The organism is Actinopolyspora alba (assembly GCF_900112765.1).
In the GTDB taxonomy this organism is placed as follows: domain Bacteria; phylum Actinomycetota; class Actinomycetes; order Mycobacteriales; family Pseudonocardiaceae; genus Actinopolyspora; species Actinopolyspora alba.
Window position 1 is genome coordinate 408,908 of sequence record NZ_FOMZ01000001.1, and the last position, 18,532, is coordinate 427,439.

Annotated in this window: 13 protein-coding genes, 1 pseudogene and 1 riboswitch; of the genes and pseudogenes, 3 read left to right on the forward strand and 11 right to left on the reverse strand. The window is 68.9% G+C overall.

The genetic code is table 11. The features are described 5' to 3' along the window. Window positions 1-41: 41 nt before the first annotated feature. The 11 genes and pseudogenes from BM150_RS01745 to metG form a co-directional block, all read right to left on the reverse strand. Window positions 42-1,706 carry a fatty acyl-AMP ligase gene (locus BM150_RS01745; protein ID WP_217641295.1) on the reverse strand — a complete coding sequence of 555 codons (1,665 nt, stop codon included), beginning with the start codon at window positions 1,704-1,706 and terminating at the stop codon, window positions 42-44. A 193-nt stretch (window positions 1,707-1,899) separates the two neighbouring features. Continuing rightward, window positions 1,900-3,714, reverse strand: a complete 1,815-nt coding sequence (locus BM150_RS01755) for an ABC-F family ATP-binding cassette domain-containing protein (protein ID WP_092922703.1) — start codon at window positions 3,712-3,714, stop codon at window positions 1,900-1,902. 223 nt (window positions 3,715-3,937) lie between these two features. Beyond that, entirely contained in the window at window positions 3,938-4,894 is a 957-nt protein-coding gene (locus BM150_RS01760; protein WP_175496650.1) for a 4-(cytidine 5'-diphospho)-2-C-methyl-D-erythritol kinase, read from the reverse strand. A gap of 80 nt (window positions 4,895-4,974) precedes the next feature. Then, window positions 4,975-5,784 (reverse strand): MetQ/NlpA family ABC transporter substrate-binding protein, encoded by an 810-nt coding sequence (locus tag BM150_RS01765; RefSeq protein ID WP_092922709.1) that lies wholly within the window; start codon window positions 5,782-5,784, stop codon window positions 4,975-4,977. Window positions 5,785-6,007: 223 nt separating this feature from the next. Beyond that, complete coding sequence (locus BM150_RS01770; RefSeq protein WP_092922712.1) at window positions 6,008-6,694, reverse strand: methionine ABC transporter permease; 687 nt, start codon at window positions 6,692-6,694, stop codon at window positions 6,008-6,010. Next, on the reverse strand, window positions 6,691-7,710 hold the full coding sequence (locus tag BM150_RS01775) for a methionine ABC transporter ATP-binding protein (protein WP_092922715.1): 1,020 nt from the start codon (window positions 7,708-7,710) through the stop codon (window positions 6,691-6,693). The genes BM150_RS01770 and BM150_RS01775 overlap by 4 nt, the downstream gene beginning before the upstream one ends. 217 nt (window positions 7,711-7,927) lie before the next feature. Beyond that, a riboswitch (SAM riboswitch) is annotated at window positions 7,928-8,017 on the reverse strand. 201 nt (window positions 8,018-8,218) lie between these two features. Beyond that, on the reverse strand, window positions 8,219-9,097 hold the full coding sequence (gene rsmA / locus BM150_RS01780; protein WP_092922718.1) for a 16S rRNA (adenine(1518)-N(6)/adenine(1519)-N(6))-dimethyltransferase RsmA: 879 nt from the start codon (window positions 9,095-9,097) through the stop codon (window positions 8,219-8,221). A 373-nt stretch (window positions 9,098-9,470) separates the two neighbouring features. Beyond that, window positions 9,471-10,973: a resuscitation-promoting factor gene (locus BM150_RS24835; protein WP_092922721.1), complete on the reverse strand. Its 1,503-nt coding sequence runs from the start codon at window positions 10,971-10,973 to the stop codon at window positions 9,471-9,473. A gap of 569 nt (window positions 10,974-11,542) precedes the next feature. Beyond that, window positions 11,543-11,794 (reverse strand): annotated as a pseudogene (locus tag BM150_RS01790) (transglycosylase family protein); the annotation flags it as partial. Window positions 11,795-12,156: 362 nt separating this feature from the next. Further along, the gene (locus BM150_RS01795; protein WP_175496634.1) at window positions 12,157-13,011 is read right to left on the reverse strand and encodes a TatD family hydrolase; all 855 of its coding nucleotides are present in this window, start codon (window positions 13,009-13,011) and stop codon (window positions 12,157-12,159) included. 130 nt (window positions 13,012-13,141) lie between these two features. After that, window positions 13,142-14,935, reverse strand: a complete 1,794-nt coding sequence (metG, locus tag BM150_RS01800) for a methionine--tRNA ligase (protein WP_092922724.1) — start codon at window positions 14,933-14,935, stop codon at window positions 13,142-13,144. Between the two features lie 247 nt (window positions 14,936-15,182). On the opposite strand from metG, the gene deoC reads away from it, so the two are divergent. From deoC to BM150_RS01815, 3 genes are read left to right on the forward strand one after another with little or no spacing between them, the layout of a single operon-like run. Next, window positions 15,183-16,163, forward strand: coding sequence for a deoxyribose-phosphate aldolase (deoC, locus tag BM150_RS01805; RefSeq protein WP_092922727.1), 981 nt, complete (start codon window positions 15,183-15,185; stop codon window positions 16,161-16,163). Further along, window positions 16,160-17,608 carry an aldehyde dehydrogenase family protein gene (locus tag BM150_RS01810; protein ID WP_092922730.1) on the forward strand — a complete coding sequence of 483 codons (1,449 nt, stop codon included), beginning with the start codon at window positions 16,160-16,162 and terminating at the stop codon, window positions 17,606-17,608. The genes deoC and BM150_RS01810 overlap by 4 nt, the downstream gene beginning before the upstream one ends. Further along, complete coding sequence (locus BM150_RS01815; RefSeq protein WP_092922733.1) at window positions 17,601-18,494, forward strand: aldehyde dehydrogenase family protein; 894 nt, start codon at window positions 17,601-17,603, stop codon at window positions 18,492-18,494. Before BM150_RS01810 ends, BM150_RS01815 begins: the two co-directional genes overlap by 8 nt. The last annotated feature ends 38 nt before the right edge of the window (window positions 18,495-18,532 follow it).

Sequence of the window (18,532 nt, forward strand, 5' to 3'; positions counted from 1 at the left end):
ACCGACCGGTTCCGTCCGCCGGGCGGACACCGCCGAGAGGGTCAGGACAGCAGCTCGGCACCGGCACCGCGCCGGATCTTGCCGGAAGGCGTCTTGGGCAGCGAACCCGGCGCGACCACGAGCACGGTGGAAGGACGCGCCCCCACCTCGCCGAATATCTTCGCGGCGACTTCCTTGCGCAGTCGGCGTTCCTCGGTCTCGTCGCCCGCGGAGCGGGACTCCACGATCACCGCGAAGTGCTCGCGACGCGTATCGGCTTCCCTGCGCACGGCAGCGGCGTTTCCGGCACGCACACCGGGGACCGCGCAGGCGGCCCGCTCGATGTCGGCGGGGTGCACGTTGCGACCGCCGAGCACGATCACTTCCTTGCGGCGCCCGCACACCACCAGCTGCCCGTCCACCAGGTACCCCTCGTCACCGGTGTCCAGCCAACCGTCCTCGTCGGTGGCCGCGACCGGCCCGTGCACCGTCAGGTAGCCGGGCGTCACGGCCGCGCCACGGATCAGCAGACTCCCCACGCTGCGCTCCGGCAGCGGCGAACCGGACTCGTCGACCACCACGACCTCCATCCCGGGCAGCGGCGGGCCGAGCTTCACGAACCCGCGTGCCCCGGACGTTCCCGCGTCGGTGGGAACGGCCCGCCGGTGCGACCGGAGCTCCTCCGAGTCCACGGTGTCAACACTCATCCCGGAGTTGGCGGGCGCGAACGAGACGGCCAGGGTCGCCTCGGCCATGCCGAAGGCGCACACAACGCTTTCCGGCCGCAGTCCGAATCCGGCTCCCGCCGCGAGGAACCGCTCCACCGTGTCGGGATCCACCGGCTCGGCACCGTTGAGGGCGAACCGCAACGTGGACAGGTCGAACTCACCCCGCTCGGCTCGTTCCATGCCACGTGCCGCGATGGCGTAGGCGAAGTTCGGCGCGGCGGTGACGGTTCCGCCGTACCGCCCGATCAGATCCGGCCACAGCGAGGGCCACGCCAGGAAGTCGGCCGGGGTGACCTTGACCAGCCGCATCCCCAGGGCCATCGGCACGGCCAGACAGCCGACCATGCCCATGTCGTGGAACAGCGGCAGCCACGAGACCGCCACGTCGTGCTCGGGGGACAACCGGGCGGCGGCCGTGATCGCGCGGGTGTTGTGGTGGAGATTGCCGTGCGTGATCCGCACCGCCTTGGGCTCGGCCGAGGAGCCGCTGGTCAATTGCAGCAGCGCGAGGTCGTCCTCGCCGGTGGGAACCTCCTCGGTCGGCGCGGTGTCCGCCCGCGAGAGTTCATCCAGTTCGCGGAACCGGATGCCCTGCTGGGCCAGCACCGAGGCGAACTCGCGGAACGGCTCGCCGAGCAGCACCAGCCTGGCATCGATCATCCGGGTGACGCGCAGTGTGTCGGCGGCCCAGACCTCGAGATCGGTGCGCGGCGTGGGCTGGTGCAGCATCGTCACCGAAGCACCGGCCAGCCAGACCGCCTGCACCGCGGGAACCACGGAATCCGGCCTCGCGGCGAGGACAGCCACCGCGTCACCACGGCGCACCGGCGGGAACTCCGCGGCGGAACGCAGCGCGGCCGACATCCGCAACGCGCGCTCGCGCACCTGCCACCAGCTCCGGCAGCTGGGAGCGTCCGGCTCACCGGTGACCAGTCCGCGAGTGCCGGGACCGTGATCCGCGGCGGCCGCGGCGGCCACCATCTCCGTGAAGTGGCTCACAGCTTCAGCCTACTTCGTGCCGGGACGAATCTCGTTACCTCCGTCGGTGGATCGCGCTGCGAAACTCCGTCCATCCCGCTTCCACCGCCCATCCACGCTTCCACCACGAGGTGTGCGTCGATTTCTCGCGAAACGGACGCACCGACACCGTCCTCGCGGCGTCGATTTCTCGCGAAATCGCCGCGCCCGGGGTTCACTCCAGGCTGTCGGCCAGCTCCATCCAGCGGGACTCGATGTCGTCCTTCTGCTCCCGCAGCTCCCGCAGCTGCGAATTCAGCTGCTGCAGCCGCTCCGGTTCGGTAGCGGCCTCGGCGAGCTGGTTGTGCAGCTCCTCCTCGCGCCCGGAGAGTTTGTCGAGCTGGCGTTCCAGCCGGGAAAGCTCCTTGCGCGCGGCGCGGTCCTCGGCACCGGACAGCCCGTTCGACTTGGCCTTCCCGCCCTGCGCGGCCCCGGTGGAGCCGCCGGAGTCCTGCTGCTGCTTGCCGAGCGCCTGGTCCCCACCCTCCAGCAGCGAGCGTCGCCTGTTCAGGTACTCGTCGATCCCGCCGGGCAGGTGGGTGATGTTGCCGTCGCCGAACAGCGCGACCACGTTGTCGCAGACCCGTTCCACCAGGTAGCGATCGTGCGAGACCACCACCAGGGTGCCGGGCCAGCCGTCCAGCAGGTCCTCCAGCTGCTGCAGGGTGTCGATGTCGAGATCGTTGGTGGGCTCGTCGAGCACGAGCACGTTGGGCTCGTCCATCAACAGCCTCGCCAGCTGCAACCTGCGGCGCTCACCGCCGGAGAGGTCCTCGACCCTGGTCCACTGCCTGCCCTTGCCGAAGCCGAACCGCTCGCCCAGCTGGGAGGCGGTCAGTTCGTACTTGCCGAGCGTGACCTGTTTGGCGACGTCCTCGATAGCCTCCAGCACGCGCCACTTACCGGGCAGGTCGTGCAGCTCCTGGGTGAGGTGGGCCAGCCGGACCGTCTTGCCCTCGACCCGCTTGCCACCGTCCGGTTCCCGCTCCCCTGCCAGCAATCGCAGCAACGTCGTCTTGCCGGAACCGTTCACCCCGACCAGACCGATCCGATCGCCCGGTCCGAGTCGCCAGGTCACGTTGTCCAGCAGCTTGCGCTCGGCGACCCGGAGGTCGACGTCCTCCAGCTCGACGACCGTGTTTCCCAACCGGCGCTTGGCGAACGAGACGAGTTCCACGGTGTCCCTGGGTTCGGGGACGTCGGAGATCAGGGCCTCGGCCGCTTCCACCCGGAACTTGGGTTTGGAGGTCCGGGCCTTGGCTCCGCGTTGCAGCCAGGCGAGTTCCTTGCGCGCCAGGTTGCGACGCTTCTCCTCGGTCTGCTGCGCGATCCTGGCCCGCTCGGCCCTGGCGTAGACCCAGTCGGCGTAACCACCCTCGTACTGCTCCACCCGACCGTCCACGACCTCCCAGGTGCGGTTGCACACCTCGTCGAGGAACCAGCGGTCGTGGGTGACGATCACCAGTGCGCAACGCCGCGACAGCAGGTGGTCGGCCAGCCAGCGCACCCCTTCGACGTCGAGGTGGTTGGTCGGCTCGTCCAGCACGAGCAGGTCGAGCTCGCGCACCAGTGCGGCGGCCAGCGCGACCCGGCGACGCTCCCCACCGGAGAACTCGGCGACCCTGTTGTCCAGGCCGAGCCCGGTGATGCCGAGCCCGTTGAGCACGGAGCGCACCTTGGGATCGGCGGCCCACTCGTGCTCGGCGGTGAAGCCCTGCGGGTCCAGTACCGCGTTGCGCACCGTCGCGTCGGTGGGAAGCTCGGTGCGCTGCGTCACGACCGCGCTGCGCAGGTCGCGGGTGTGGTTGACCCGCCCGGCGTCGGGTTCTTCGATGCCGGTCAGTATCTCCAGCAGGGTCGTCTTGCCACCGCCGTTGAGTCCGACGACCCCGATGCGGTCGGTCTCGGTCACGCCGAGCGAGACTCCGTCCAGCAGCGGCCGGACCCCGTGGCTCTTCTCGACCGATTCCAGGTTGATCAGGTTGGCCATCGAGTGTTGGTCACTCCGTCGACTTCGAGTATGCGCGGAACAGGCCGCGGACGTCGCGTCCGGACCATCGATTTCATTGCGCGGCGGATCTGTGCGCGACCGGGGCGGTGCGGTGCACGACCGGGGCGGTGCGCGAGCGGACAGGTGCTCGGTGGGGAGCACCGGCGGCCGAAGCTCCCGGTACTCGCTTCGCGGCCACGGCCGGCTCACACCCGCCTCGGACTCACGCGTGCACCTGCGGCGGAGTGGGTGGGCGATCGACGTGCTCGTCGCCGACCAGCCGTGCTCCCGGAACGGGTCCCTGCGCCACTCGCACCGTCCGGCAGACCCCGGCACCGGAGAGCTCGGCGGCGACGCGCACCGCCTCATCCCCGTCGGTACACAGGAAGGCGCAGGTCGGCCCGGAGCCGGACACGATTCCGGCCAGCGCTCCCGCGTCCACCCCGGCACGCAGCGTCCGCCGCAGTCCCGGACGCAGCGAGACCGCCGCGGCCTGCAGATCATTGCCCAGCAGCAGGGCGAGTTCGCGGGGATCGCCCGAGGCCAACGCCTCCAGCAGCGGTTCGACCTCGCCCACGCGGTTGTCCGAGTTGCGCCGCAACCGGTCCAGCTCGGTGTACACCTCCGGTGTCCCGAGTCCTTCGCCGTGCAGCGCGATCACCCAGTGATAAGTGTGTCGGGCCAGCACTGGCACCAGCCGCTCACCGCGGCCGGTACCGAGCGCGGTACCGCCCTGCAGGGCGAACGGCACGTCGCTGCCGAGTCGACCCGCTATCTCGGAGAGCTCGTCACGACCGAGTTCGAGCTTCCACAACGCGTTCAGCGCGAACAGCGTGGCGGCGGCGTCGGCACTACCGCCCGCCATGCCGCCCGCGACCGGTACCCCTTTGTTGATCGAGATGTGGACACCGGTCTCGTCGGGATCCCTGCCACTGGCACGGGCGAGTTCGAGCACGGCTCGCCAGGCCAGGTTGTCGGAATCCAACGGCACGCTTTCCGAACCCTCGCCGTGCACCTCGATGCCCGGCTCGTCGGAACTGCGTACCGTGATCTCGTCGGTCAGCGACAGGGCCTGGAAAACGGTCACCAGCTCGTGATAACCGTCCTGGCGACTGTCACCGACCGAGAGATGCAGGTTCACCTTCGCCGGGACCCGGACGGTGATCGGGGTCGGTACCACGGACAGCACACCCCCAGGGTACGTGTTCGTGCCACGCACGTTCAGGTGTGCGTGCGTCCGGGGCCCGGCGGGTCGTGCGATCAGCTCGCGGGGATGACGGACTTGCCGCCGTACTGCTCGTTGATGAAGTCCTTGACCTCCTGGGACCGCAGCATGTCGACGAGCTTGTCGATGCGCGGGTCACCCTGCATCTCGGAGTTGGTGACCACCCCGTTGACGTAGGGGTTGTTCTCGGTCGACTCCAGGGCCAGCGGGTCGTCCAGATTGGCCTTGAGCGCGTAGTTGCCGTTGACCACGGCGAACCGCACGTCCTGCAGCGAGCGCGGGATCTGGGCGGCCTTGAGCTCCTCGATCTGGAGGTTCTTCGGGTTGTTGACGATGTCACGGACGTCGGTCTCCTCGGCCGCGCCCTGCTTGAGCTCGATCAACCCCTTGGACTGGAGCAGTTTGAGCGCCCGCCCCCGGTTGGAGGGATCGTTGGGGATCATGACGCTGGCGCCGTCGGAGACCTCGTCCAGCGAGTCGATCTTCTTGGAGTAGATGCCCAGCGGCTCCAGGTGCACTGGGGCGACCCAGTGCAGGTCACCACCGCGCTCCTCCTTGTACTCCTTGAGGAACGGCTTGTGCTGGTAGTAGTTGGCGTCCAGCGACCCGTTGGCCGTGGCGGCGTTGGGTCTGTTGTAGTCGCTGAACGTCTCGATCTCGATCTCGAGGTCCCGCTCGGCGGCGAGGTTCTCCTTGACGAACTGCAGGATCTCGCCGTGCGGCTGCGCGGTGGCGCCGACCTTGATCGCCGCGTTCGGGTCGTCCTGCGCGGCCGACCCGCCGCCGCAACCCGCTAACGCGAGTGTGCAGGAGGCGAGCACCGCGGCGAGGAGCTTGGTACGCATCGAAGGTCCTTTCGGATCTCGGTTCGGCGGCGTTCACCGCCTCACCGGCCCACGAGGCCGGTCGGTTTCTTCGGTTCTGTCGGATTATTCGGTTCTGTCGGTTTCTTCCGGGCGATTTTCGATCCGGTGGAGGGCTCCCGGTCGAAGGCTCGACGTGTCCGGCCGCGGGAACTCACCGGGAAGGGCGAAAACCGCCGTGTCTCACACCCGGGGAACGGCGGGCTCAGACATTGGTGGCGGCACGCCTGCGGTCGACCAACTTGGTCACCCAGTCGGTGACCAGCTGCATCCCCCATGCCAGGACTCCGAGCAGCACCACCGAGACGTAGAGCACACGGTCGTCGTAGGCGTTGTAACCGTCCAGGATCGCGGTGGCACCCAGTCCGCCGCCCGCGATGGCGCCCGCCATCGCGGCATAGCCGATCAACGCGAGCATGGTCACCCCGACCGCGCCGACCAACGCCGCCCGCGCCTCGCTGAGCAGCACTGTCCACACGATCCGGAACTTGCCCGCTCCGGTGGTGACCGCGGCCTCCACGATCGCGGAGTCCACTTCGCGCAACGCGTTGGAGGTCAACCGCGCGAAGAACGGCACCGCGGCGATGGCAAGCGGCACGATCGCCGCGCTGCTGCCGAAAGCCTGTCCCATCAGCAGCCGTGTCAGCGAACCGACCACCACCAGCAGCACCACGAACGGGATCGAACGCGTCACGTCCACGATCGCGCCCAGCACCCGGTGTAACAGTGGTTTGGGGGTCAGCCCCACGGGTGAGGTCATGTGCAGCCAAACCCCCAACGGCAGACCACCGACCACCCCCACCAGGGTCGACATCAAGACCATGTAGAGGGTCTCGACAGTCGCGGGACGTACCAGTTCCAAGACCTCCGACCAGGGGGTCACGTCACTCACGCGGCAACTCCATCAACGCTCACGGGAGCGCGGCGCACATGCGCATCGCGCTCGATCATCCACTTCAGCGCGGACTCGGAACGTTCACCGGACAGCCCGACACGGAATTTGGCGACGGGCGTGTCCCCGAGCCGCGTCAGTCCACCGCCGAGAATGGACAGCTCCACCCCGAACCGGCTCGAAGCCTCGGGCAACAACGCACCCACGGCCGCGAAACCGACCAGCACCACCTCGGCGACGACGTCGTGCCCGCCGGAGTCGAGCTGCAGCGTGCTCGCCTGGTCGGTCTCGGGCAACAGGGTCGAACCGATCCGGCTGCCCGGCTCGGAAACGAGGTCCAGCACCTTGCCGTGCTCGACCACCCTGCCCTCTTCGAGAACCGCGACGTCATCGGCGATGCGTCGAACCACTGCCATGTCGTGCGTGACCACCAGCACCGTCACACCCAGCTCGGAACGAGCGCGCTCCAGCACGGTCAACACCGAGTCGGTGGTACCGGGGTCCAGCGCCGAAGTCGGCTCGTCCGCGAGCAGCACCGAGGGCTTCGCCGCCAGCGCACGCGCGACCGCGACCCGCTGCCGCTGCCCGCCGGAGAGGTGGTCCGGATAGACCGAGGACTTGTCGGCCAGCCCCACCAGGTCGAGCAGCTCGGCTACCCTGCTGCGGCGCTGGGCGGCAGGCACCTTCGCCGACTCCAGCGGCAGGGCGACGTTGCCGGCCGCCGTGCGCTGCCGCAGCAGCGAATCGCCCTGGGGAACCACACCGATCTGGCGCCGCGCCGCGCGGAGCTTGCTGCCCTCCAGCGAGACGAGATCGGTCCCGTCCACGCGGATGGCTCCGCTGTCGGGCTTCTCCAGCAGGGCGATGCAACGCGCGAGGGTGGACTTACCGGCACCGCTGGTCCCCACGACTCCGCAGACGGAACCGTCCGGCACCTGCAGGCTCACGTCGTCGAGCGCCGCCACGGGGGTGTTGCTCTGGGTGAAGGTCTTGGTCAGGTTTTCGACTGTGATCACGATCGAACTCCGCTTCAGCTCGCCTCGGCCGCGGACGTGCGAGGTCGCACGCGAAGACCGGGTGGAAAGGAACCAGGGGCCAGTACGGGATCAGACGTGGCGCCGACAGGCGGTAGTGGTACGCCGCCCGAGATCGACGACACGACGCTCCGTCAGGCCGAGGCGGATAGCCACGGGCAGCGTCTTGGCGCTTGCGGTGGAACTCAGAGACAAATCAACTCCATCGTTCCTGGCGGTAGCACCTGCCCGATCCGGGTGGTTGCTGCGGCGTCGTCGAGCCAGATCTCTCGGCCGCTCGGGATGGACTCCGCGGAAGAGTAAACATCATCGATTCCGCTGGACGCAAGTTGACATGAGTCACTTTCCACCGTTTGTCGTATTCGTCACTGGCACTCGTGGCGGAACGAAACGAAAAGAATGGTCACAACCGGTGTTCGGCCGAATACGAAAACCGCGACCGGAATCGAGCGACGGTGGGCTCCGGTCGGCGGGAACTTGGAATTGTCGATCAGGATTCGGTTTCCGCGAGCCCGGCCAGAGCGGCGAACTCGGTGATGTGGAGTTGTTCTCCCCTGGCGGCCGGATCGATCCCGGCCGCGCGCAGCAGCCGCTCCGCGCGTTCCGACGAACCCGCCCAACCCGACAGCGCGGAACGCAACGTCTTGCGGCGCTGGGCGAAGGCCGCCTCCACCACGGCGAATACGCGGTCGCGGTCGATCTCGGCTGGCGGCTCGTGGCGGGTGAAAGCCACCAGCCCGGAATCCACGTTCGGCACCGGCCAGAACACGTTGCGCGAGACCGAACCCGCACGCCGCACATCGGCGAACCAGGCGCACTTCGCACTGGGAGCGCCGTAACGGCGACTGCCCGGCCCGGCGGCCATCCGGTCGGCCACCTCGGCCTGCACCATCACCAGACCGTGCCGCAACGAGGGCAGTTCGGCCAGTAACCGCAGCACCACGGGGACCGCCACGTTGTACGGCAGGTTCGCCACGAGTGCCGTCGGCGCGCGTTCGGGACCGCCGAGCTCGGCCGCGCTCAGCCGCAGCGCGTCACCGTTGATCACCCGCAGTCGCTCGGCCAGCGTCGGAGCGTGCTCGGTAACGGTGGCCGAGAGGCGGTCGGCGAGCACGGAATCGATCTCCACAGCGGTCACCGCGCCTGCCGTGCCGAGCAGGGCAAGGGTCAGTGAGCCGATGCCGGGACCCACTTCGAGAACCACGTCCTCGGAGTCGATACCGGCGGTGTCGACGATGCGCCGAACGGTGTTGGGATCGTGTACGAAATTCTGCCCCAGTTTCTTGGTGGGACGAAATTCGAGCCGCTCGGCCAGTCCTCGAACCTCGGCCGGACCGAGCAGGCGGACTGCGGACGGCTGTTGCTCCACACCTTCGAAACTAGCAGGCCGAATTCCCACGACCGCGCCGGGACGGCGGGTGGGCGTCGATTTCTCGCGAAATCGCCGGGAGGCCGGGGCGGCACGGCGGAGGCGGGCGTCAAATTCCCACGAAATCGCCGCGCCACTTCGACGCGGGCCGAACTCCGACCACCCTCGCAGGGCGAACCCCGACCACTCACGCAGGCCGCACTCCGACCACCCTCGCGGTCGGCACCGCCGCGGGTTCCCCCGTACGGCTCTCGCGAGGACGCCGGAGACGTTGTGTAGCTACTACCCGATGTCTCCGGACCCGCAGCGAGAGCCGTACGGGAGGTTCCACCACGCGACCACCCCGGCAAACCGAGGTGGCAACGGTGTCGACTCAGGAAAGGCCGAGCTGGGAGGAGCAGGAGGGCCAGGCCCCGTACCCCCCTCGCGCGTCGCGCACCTTGGTGGCGATGGCGATCTGCTGTTCCCTGGTGGCCTGGTGCGGATACGCGGCGTACTGGTCGCCGCCGTAGGCGTCCCAGGTCGACTTGTTGAACTGGACACCACCGTAGTAACCGTTTCCGGTGTTGATGTGCCAGTTACCGCCGGACTCGCACTCGGCCAGCTTGTCCCAGACACCGCTGTTCGGCGGCTGCTTGCCACCGACGCGCACGACCTTGGGCTCGGCCTCGGTGACCACTTTCTCGCCGACGGTCTCCCGCTTGACCTCTTCGCCGTTGCGGGTGGTCACCCGGGTGAAGACGATCTTCTCCCCGGCAGTGCCCTGCTTTTCGACCCTGCGCTCGCCCTTGAACATCGAGTCGTCGACGATCTCCTTGACCGGCGGCTCGATCTTCTCCCGGACGTTGACGGTCGAGATGCCGGTGCGGTCGATCCGCACCTCGGCACCTTCGCTGATCCGCTGCTCGGAGCCGGGCGTGACCTTGTCGTTGTCGTCGACCTGAAGGCCCTGCTTGCGGAGCAGCTCCTCGATCGTGACGGCGGTGGTGGTCAGCTGCCTGGGCTTGTCGCCGCCGTCGACGATCGTGATGGACTTGGCGGTCTTGACCTCCAGGCTCATGCCCTCCTCGGGCACGGGCATGGTGCGCTTGGCGGAGACCGAGGCGCCGTCGGTGGGAACGCCGAGCTGACGCAGTGCCTGCCCCACCGTGACCGAACGAACCCACTCCTCCCGGGTCTGCCCGTCGACGGTGAGTTCGATCTTCCTGCCGCGGTCGAGCGAGATGGTCTCGCCGTGCTCGACCTTGGAACCGAGCGAGGGGCTGAGGGCGTCGTGCTTGTCGACCTCGATGCCCTCGTCCTCGAGCACCTCGCCCACTGTGGACTCGTAGGTGCTGACCTCGCGTTCCTTGCCGTCCACCTCGACGGTGACCGACTTGTCCATCGCGGCGGCCGCGCCGCCCGCACCGGTGATGGACAGGATCACGGCCGCCACCGCGCCCTTGAGGAAACGTCGTTTCCAGGTGCCGATCGCCTCGGACAGCTCCGGCGAGGGCGCTTCCAGGTCCTCGGAGGAGATCGAGTCGGACAACGGCAACGGCGGCATCACCGTCGTCTCGGCGTTGAGCAGCCTGATCAGCTCGTCGACCTCGAGGTCGGCGTCGGCCATCAGGTCCTCGACGTCGGGGCCGAGGATCTCGTAGAGGTCCTGCGGGGTGATGCTCAGTGCGCCCGGGGGAAAACTCGGGTGATCCTGCGCCGGGTAGGGCGGTATGTTCCCGGTCCGTTCCTCGGGGGGTTCCAGCACGCCGACGGCGGTGTGCCGCTCGCCGGGAACCGCCGGGGTGAACCAGTCCGTCCCGTCGAGTGTGTTCTCCCGGCGGGCGTGCTGCCCGTGGCCCGAGGGCTGCTCACCGAAATAGCCGCGTTCGTTCACAGGGTCGTTACCTCCCGAAGGCGGGAAAGACGCGCCCGAGACGTCCGGAGGGAAACCGCCCCTTCGGCTTCCGACCGGCACGCGCGAGCACGTTACCTTCGTGCTTCGTGTCCGTATCCGACTCCCGTAGCCAGCGCCGCCAGCCGACCGTCGCGCCCGTAATTCGTGTTCCGAGCGGCGAGGGCAGGCTACCCCGACGTACACCGGCGAAGACTGCGGGCGTAATCCGTGACCGTGGTCATCGGTTTACGAGTTCGAGACTCTAGCGTGATGATCCGCGTGCTGCCAAGGATCACGAAATCGCTGTGACCTGAGTTACCGACGCGAAATTGACTTTCCCAGCGCACAGGGCATCGGTGAAATTCACACGATCGAACCGAAATATGTTCGACCATTGGCCGTCACGCGCCATAACGCGCAGATCTCGACACCGCGCGTGATCGTCAGTATCGGGTTCCTCGCACTATCGAGTGTTACCGGTTCCCCGTACAGCGATTACCCGCCCCGCACTGGACTTCCCGCCCCACACGGGGCCGCGGAACGGCTCGCGGCCCCGCCGCGACGTCCCACTAGCGCGGCAGCCCCAGCCTGCGGGCACAGGAGGGCCATGCTCCGTAACCGCCGCGGGCGTCGCGCAACCGACTCGCGACCTCGATCTGCTCGGCGCGCGCGGCTCGGTGGGGATAACGCGCGTAGCGCTCACCGCCGTAGGCGGCCCAAGTGCTGCGGAGGAACTGCAACCCACCGTAGTAACCGTTTCCGGTGTTGATGTGCCAGTTACCGCCCGATTCGCACCGTGCCAACCGGTCCCACACCTTTCCCGGGGCGGTGCGCTGGTGCTCGGCTGCGACGGCGGGGGAACCGGCCCCCATGCTCGCGGTCAGGGCCGCCGCCAACAGGATCGCGCCGCGTGGAACGTGTCGAGTTGTCATGACCACCTTCTCGGCCGTGGTTCCGGGCAGCGGAACGTCCCCGTGGATCCCCTGTGACAGCAGCCCGCCCGAGCGACTCGGCCGAATCCCCCCGGAGGTTCCGAACGGGGTTCACGGCGCGCCGATCGAACCGGCGAGCACCGTCGAACTCCCCATCCCGGCTTCCACTTCGGACGGTAGGAGGACGCGGAGCGACCGCAAGCCGACATCACCTGGGCTGATCGAGAAGGTGGCCGGAGAGTTACCGAGACTCAGCCAGCTGCTACACGATCGAGTTGAAAAACTCGCTCGGTAGTGGCCGTCAGCGCGACCGCCAGTTCCGCGACACTCGTCTCACGCAGTTCGGCAAGGTCACGAACGGTGTAGTTTACGCAGTACGGTTCGTTGGGCCTGCCGCGAAACGGGTGCGGCGTCAGGAACGGCGCGTCGGTCTCGACGAGCATCTGCTCCACCGGCACGAGGGCCGCCGCTTCCCGGAGGCCGCGCGCGTTCGCGTTGCGGAAGGTGGCCGTTCCCGCGAACGAGAGCACGTAACCGGCTGCCACGCAGCGGCGGGCGAAGTCGGCGTCACCGGAGAAGCAGTGGAAGATCACCGTCTCGGGAGCGCCCTCCTCGTCCAGGATGCGCAGGATGTCCTCGTGCGCGTCCCTGTCGTGGATCATGAGCGGCTTGCCGATCCGCTTGGCGAGGTCGATGTGCCAGCGGAAGGCCTCCTGCTGCGGCTCCGGTGGGGAGTAGTCCCAGTAGTAGTCGAGCCCGGTCTCCCCGACCGCGACCACCCTGGGATCACGGACCAGCTCCGCCAGCGTCTCCCGCTCGTACTCGCCGAAGGCCTTGGCCCTGGTGGGGTGCAGCGCGACCGCGGCGTAGACCCGCTCGTCCCAGCCCGCGGCGGAGACCGTCCACTTCGCCGACTCGATGTCGTCGGCCACCGTCACCACCCGGCCGACCCCGGCAGCCTCGGCCCGGTCCACCACGCGGCGAACGTCCGCCGCCTCGACCGCACCACAGGCGTCGAGATGGGTATGCGCGTCCACCACCGGAGCGGGTAGCGCCTCCGGCTCCGGTGGCGGGGTTCGTTTGTCGCCCTTGCTCACTCCGCCCATTATTCCCCTGAGACAGCCGTCACATGGTCGCCCCCGCAGAGAGCCCCGCGGGAATCGACCACGGGGACGACCGGACGGCCGGAACAGGACGTGATGGGTGGCCGGCTCCCGCCCGGACGACGGCACCGGATCAGCTCTGGATCGGCGCCCACTCCGGGCCGGTCTCGGCCAACTCGGGGTCGAGCTTGCCGAACAGCGGCGTCGGCTTGCTCAGCGGTGTGCCGACCCCGATCGGTTTGGACTCCCAGCTGGCCTGCTCGGCGGCGTAGTCGCCGGTCAGGATCGGATAGGAGCGGTCGGAGACGTCCAGGTCGTCGACCTCCCGCAACTGCGGCTGCGCCGCCCACGTTCCCGTACCGCCCAGCAGCTCGTGCACCCGCTGCGCCGAGTGCGGCAGGAAGGGGGTGAGCAGGGTGTTGGCGTCCGAGACCAGCTGCAACGCGGTGTGCAGGATGGTGTCGCGGCGTTCCGGATCGTCCTTGCGCTTCCAGGGTTCCTGCTCGGACAGGTACTTGTTGGCCGCCGAGACGACCCGCATCGCCTCCTGGGTGGCGGCGCGGAACCTGGAGCGCCGCAGGTGCCCGCCGACCACGTCGAAGGCGTCGCGGGCCATCGTCTTGAGCTCCTCGTCGGCCGCCTCCGGAACGCGGGGTTCGGGAACGGCACCCACGTTCTTGGCAGCCAGCGAAACCGCCCGGTTGACCAGGTTCCCCCACTCGTTGGCGAGTTCGAAGTTGATCCTGCGGACGAACTCGTCCCAGGTGAAGTCGACGTCCTGGGTCTCGGGACCGGCCGCCGAGATGAAGTAGCGCAGCGCGTCCGGCCCGAACTCGCGCACGAAGTCGCGCACGTAGATCACCGTTCCCCGGGAAGTGGAGAACTTGGACCCGGTCATGGTCAGGAACTCGCTGGAGGCGATCTCGGTGGGCAGGTTCAACTCGCCGTAGGGACCGGCGTTGCCACCGCGATCCCCGGCTCCGTTGTGCCCCATCAGCAGGGTGGGCCAGATCTGGGCGTGGAAGGTGATGTTGTCCTTGCCCATGAAGTACACCCGCAGCGCCTCCGGGTCGTTCCACCAGGCACGCCATGCCTCGGGATCACCGGAACGCCTGGCCCACTCGACGCTGGCCGAGAAGTAGCCGATCACCGCGTCGAACCAGACGTAGAGTCGTTTCATCGACTGCTCGTCCCAGCCCTCCAGCGGGACCGGAACCCCCCAGTCGAGATCGCGGGTGATCGGCCTGGGCCGCATGTCCTCCACGAGGTTGCGGGTGAAGTTCAGGACGTTGGAACGCCAGTCGGTACGCGTGGACAGCCACTTGCCGAGGGACTCGGTGAAGGCGGGCAGGTCCAGGAAGAGGTGTTCGGTCTCCACGAAGCGCGGCACTTCCCCGTTGATCCGGGAGACCGGGTTGCGCAGTTCGGCCGCGTCGAGCTGGTTGCCGCAGTTGTCGCACTGGTCGCCGCGGGCGCCGTCGTGATCGCAGATCGGGCAGGTGCCCTCGATGTAGCGGTCGGGCAGGGTACGGCCGGTGGAGGGACTGACCGCTCCGGTGGTGGTCTTGGGGATGATGTAGCCGTTGCGGTACAGCGCCAGGAAGATCTGCCGCACCACCTGGTAGTGATTGCCGGTGGTGGTCCGGGTGTAGAGGTCGTAGCTGACCCCGAGCGATCCCATGTCCTCGGCGATCACCCGGTGGTACTTGTCCACCAGCTCACGCGGGGTGATGCCTTCCTTCTCCGCCTGGACCTGGATCGGGGTCCCGTGCTCGTCGCTGCCGGAGACCATGAGCACCTTGTTCCCGGCCATTCGGTGGTACCGCGAGAAGACGTCCGAGGGGACACCGATTCCGGAGACGTGACCGATGTGTCGCGGCCCGTTGGTGTAGGGCCAGGCCACTGCGGTAAGGACGGGGGTACTCATGGTTCACAGCCTACGTAAACCCGCGTCGGGAACTCGAGCGGGTTTGTCGCGTGACGACCTCACCACTTTCCGGAGTCGCGGCAGGGCAACCGGAACGCGCCACCGCCCGGCCCGCTCGGAGCGCCGCCGGGTGCGTCGATCGGGCCAGGCGTCGAGCGTCTCGGTGACGACGCGGAGCCACTGGGCTCGAACGCGGACCGCGCGGTGAACATTGGTCACGGCGGAGCGGCACCGTAGACTGCCCCGCATGGCCGATTCGCCGTCATCCAGCCCACCGAGCACGGGACCACCGGGCGAGCTGACCGAGGCCACCCGCGACGAAGCGGCGTTGACGCGTTTCCTGCGCGGGCTGCCCGGCATCGACGCGGTGGGGCTCGAACAGCGGGCCACCGCGCTGGCGGGGCGCGCCGTCAAGGGAGAGGCCAAGCTGCGCGCCATCGACCGCGCGGTGAGCATGGTGGACCTGACCACGCTGGAGGGTGCGGACAACGCGAGCAAGGTGCGTGCGCTGGCGGCCAAGGCCCGCACACCGGACTCGCGGTTCCCGGACGTCCCCCGGGTCGCCGCACTGTGCGTCTACCCGGATCTGGTCGCCGAGGCGGTGACGGCACTGCGCGGTTCCGGGGTGGGAGTCGCCTCGGTGGCGACCGCGTTCCCCTCGGGCCGCTCCACGCCGCGCGCCAAGCTGGCCGAGGTGGAGCTGGCGGTCGAGTCCGGCGCCGACGAGGTGGACATGGTCATCGACCGCGGTGCTTTCCTCGCGGGCGAGTACGGCCGGGTCTTCGACGAGATCGAACAGGTGCGGGCCGCGTGCGGACCCGCCCACCTGAAGGTGATCCTGGAGACCGGCGAGCTGGGCGGCTACGACAACGTGTGGCGGGCGAGCTGGCTGGCGCTGCTGGCGGGGGCCGACTTCGTCAAGACTTCCACCGGCAAGGTCTCCCCCGCCGCGACCCTGCCGGTGACCCACGTGCTGTTGCGGGCGGTACGCGAGTGGCGGGAGCGAACCGGGCAGACGCGCGGTGTCAAACCGGCGGGCGGAATCCGCACCACCAAGGACGCGATCCGCTACCTCGTGGCGGTGCGGGAGGTGGCGGGGTCCGACTGGTTGAGTCCCGACCTGTTCCGGTTCGGGGCGTCCGGACTGCTCAACGACCTGCTGATGCAGCGCGAAACGCAACTTCACGGCCACTACAGTGGCCCCGACCAGGTGACGGTGGATCTTTGACGGAGCCCGACGCGAATCCCCTGGAGTACGCGCCCGCCCCCGAATCCGCGACGGTCGCCGCGCTTCGGGAACGCTACCGCCCGTTCATCGACGGGGAGTTCACCGACGGCACCGGTGCGGTGTTCTCCAGCGTGAATCCGGCGACCGGAGAACCGCTGGCCGAGATCACGGGCAGCGCGGAGTCCGATGTGGACCGCGCGGTGGCCGCGGCCGACGAGGCGTTCCGGCGCCGCTGGGCGGCTATCAGCGGTACCGACCGGGCCAAGTACCTGTTCCGGATCGCCCGGCTGCTGCAGGAACGTTCCCGGGAACTGGCGGTGCTGGAGACGCTGGACACCGGCAAGCCCGTCAGGCAGGCGACGGAGTTCGACCTGCCCAACGCGGCGGCGTGGTTCCTGCACTACGCGGGCTGGGCGGACAAGCTGGACCACGCGGGATTCGGCCCCTCCCCCGAACCGCTCGGGGTGACCGGGCAGGTGATCCCGTCGAACTTCCCCCTGCTGCTGCTGGCGCAGCGGGTCGCTCCGGCCCTGGCCTGCGGGTCCACCGTGGTCGTCAAACCCGCTGAACGGACACCGCTGACCGCGCTGGTGTTCGGCGAGCTCTGCGAGCAGGCCGGTATACCCCCCGGCACGGTCAACATCCTGCCCGGCGACTCGGGTACCGGAGCGAGCCTGCTGGCACATCGCGGGGTGCGGCACGCGGTTTTCACCGGTTCCACCGAGGTGGGCGAACGGGTGCGGCGCGGCCTCGCGGGCCGGGGCAAGCGAGTCACGTCCGAGCTGGGCGGCAACGGGGTCAACATCGTGTTCGCCGACGCGGCGCCGGAGGAGGCGGTGCGGGGCGTGATCGAGGGCGCATTCTTCAACCAGGGGCGGGTCCGCTGCGCGGGATCGCGGCTGCTGGTGGAGGAGTCCGCGGCCGAGGAGTTCGTGGCACGGCTGCGCGACAGCATGGCGGAACTGCGGGTGGGTGATCCGATGGATCGCAACACCGATGTGGGGGCGCTCGGCTCGACGGCCGAGGTGGAGCGGCTCTCCGAACTCGTGGAGCGCGGCGTCGCGGAGGGGGCGAGTCGTTGGACCGTCCCGGCGACGCTGCCGCGGCGGGGCGACTTCATGGCTCCCACCCTGCTGACCGACGTGCAGCAGTCCATGAGCGTGGCGCGAACGGAGATTTTCGGCCCGGTTCTTTCGGTGCTGACCTTCCGCACCGCGCGGGAGGCCGTGACCAAGGCCGACAACACGCCGTACGGTCTGGCCGCGGGCGTGTGGAGCGAGAAGGGCTCCCGCGCGCTGTGGACGGCGCGCGGGCTGCGTACCGGTGTGGTGTGGGCCAACACGTTCCACCGGTTCGACCCGACCGCTCCGTTCGGTGGGCGCGGCGAGTCCGGGAACGGTCACGTCGGCGGTGCCGCGGGTCTGGAGGCCTATCTCGATGTCTGAAGACGAGGCGCGGGTGAGCACGCGGAAGAGGGTGACGGTGCCCAAGACCTACAAGCTCTACGTGGGCGGGTCCTTCGCCAGATCCGAGTCGGGCCGGGTCGTAGCGGTCGCCGACGCGGACGGGACGTTCCGGGCGAACGCGGCGAAGGCCTCGCGCAAGGATCTGCGCGACGCCGTGGCCGCGGCCCGCAAGGCGTTCGGCGGCTGGTCCGGTGCCAGTGCCCACAACCGTGGGCAGGTGCTGTTCCGGGTCGCCGAGATGCTGGAGGGGACGCGGGACCGGTTCACCTCCGAGGTGGCGGCGACCGAGGGACTGTCCGCGACGGAGGCGGAACGGGCGGTGGACACCGCCGTGGACCGAATGTTCTGGTACGCGGGCTGGACCGACAAGCTCGGCGTCCTGCGGGGCGGTGTCGGCCAGGTCTCCGGTCCGTACACCGTGCACAGCACGCCGGAACCCGTGGGCGTGGTGGGGGTGGTGGCGCCCCGGCGCTCCTCGCTGCTGGGCCTGGTCAGCGTGCTGGCCCCGGTGCTGGCGGCGGGCAACAGCGCGGTGGTGCTCGTGGATACGGAACTGGCGGTACCCGCCGTGAGCATGTGCGAGGCAATGGCCACTTCGGACGTACCCGGCGGGGTGGTCAACGTGCTCACCGGGGATCCCGCCGAACTGATCTCACGGCTGGCTTCGCACTCCGATGTGGACGCGCTGGATCCGGGCGGAGCGGACGAATCCCTGCGGGGCGAGCTGGAAGAGACGGCCGCCGGGAGCGTCAAGCGGGTACTCGACGCTCCGCTCGTGGAACCGGACTGGAGCACCGCGCCCGGTACGGGACGGTTGCGTGCCTTCACCGAGCTGAAAACGGTGTGGCACCCACTCGGGGAGTGACCCCGGCGCTCCGCGATTTCGCGAGAAATCGCGGAGCG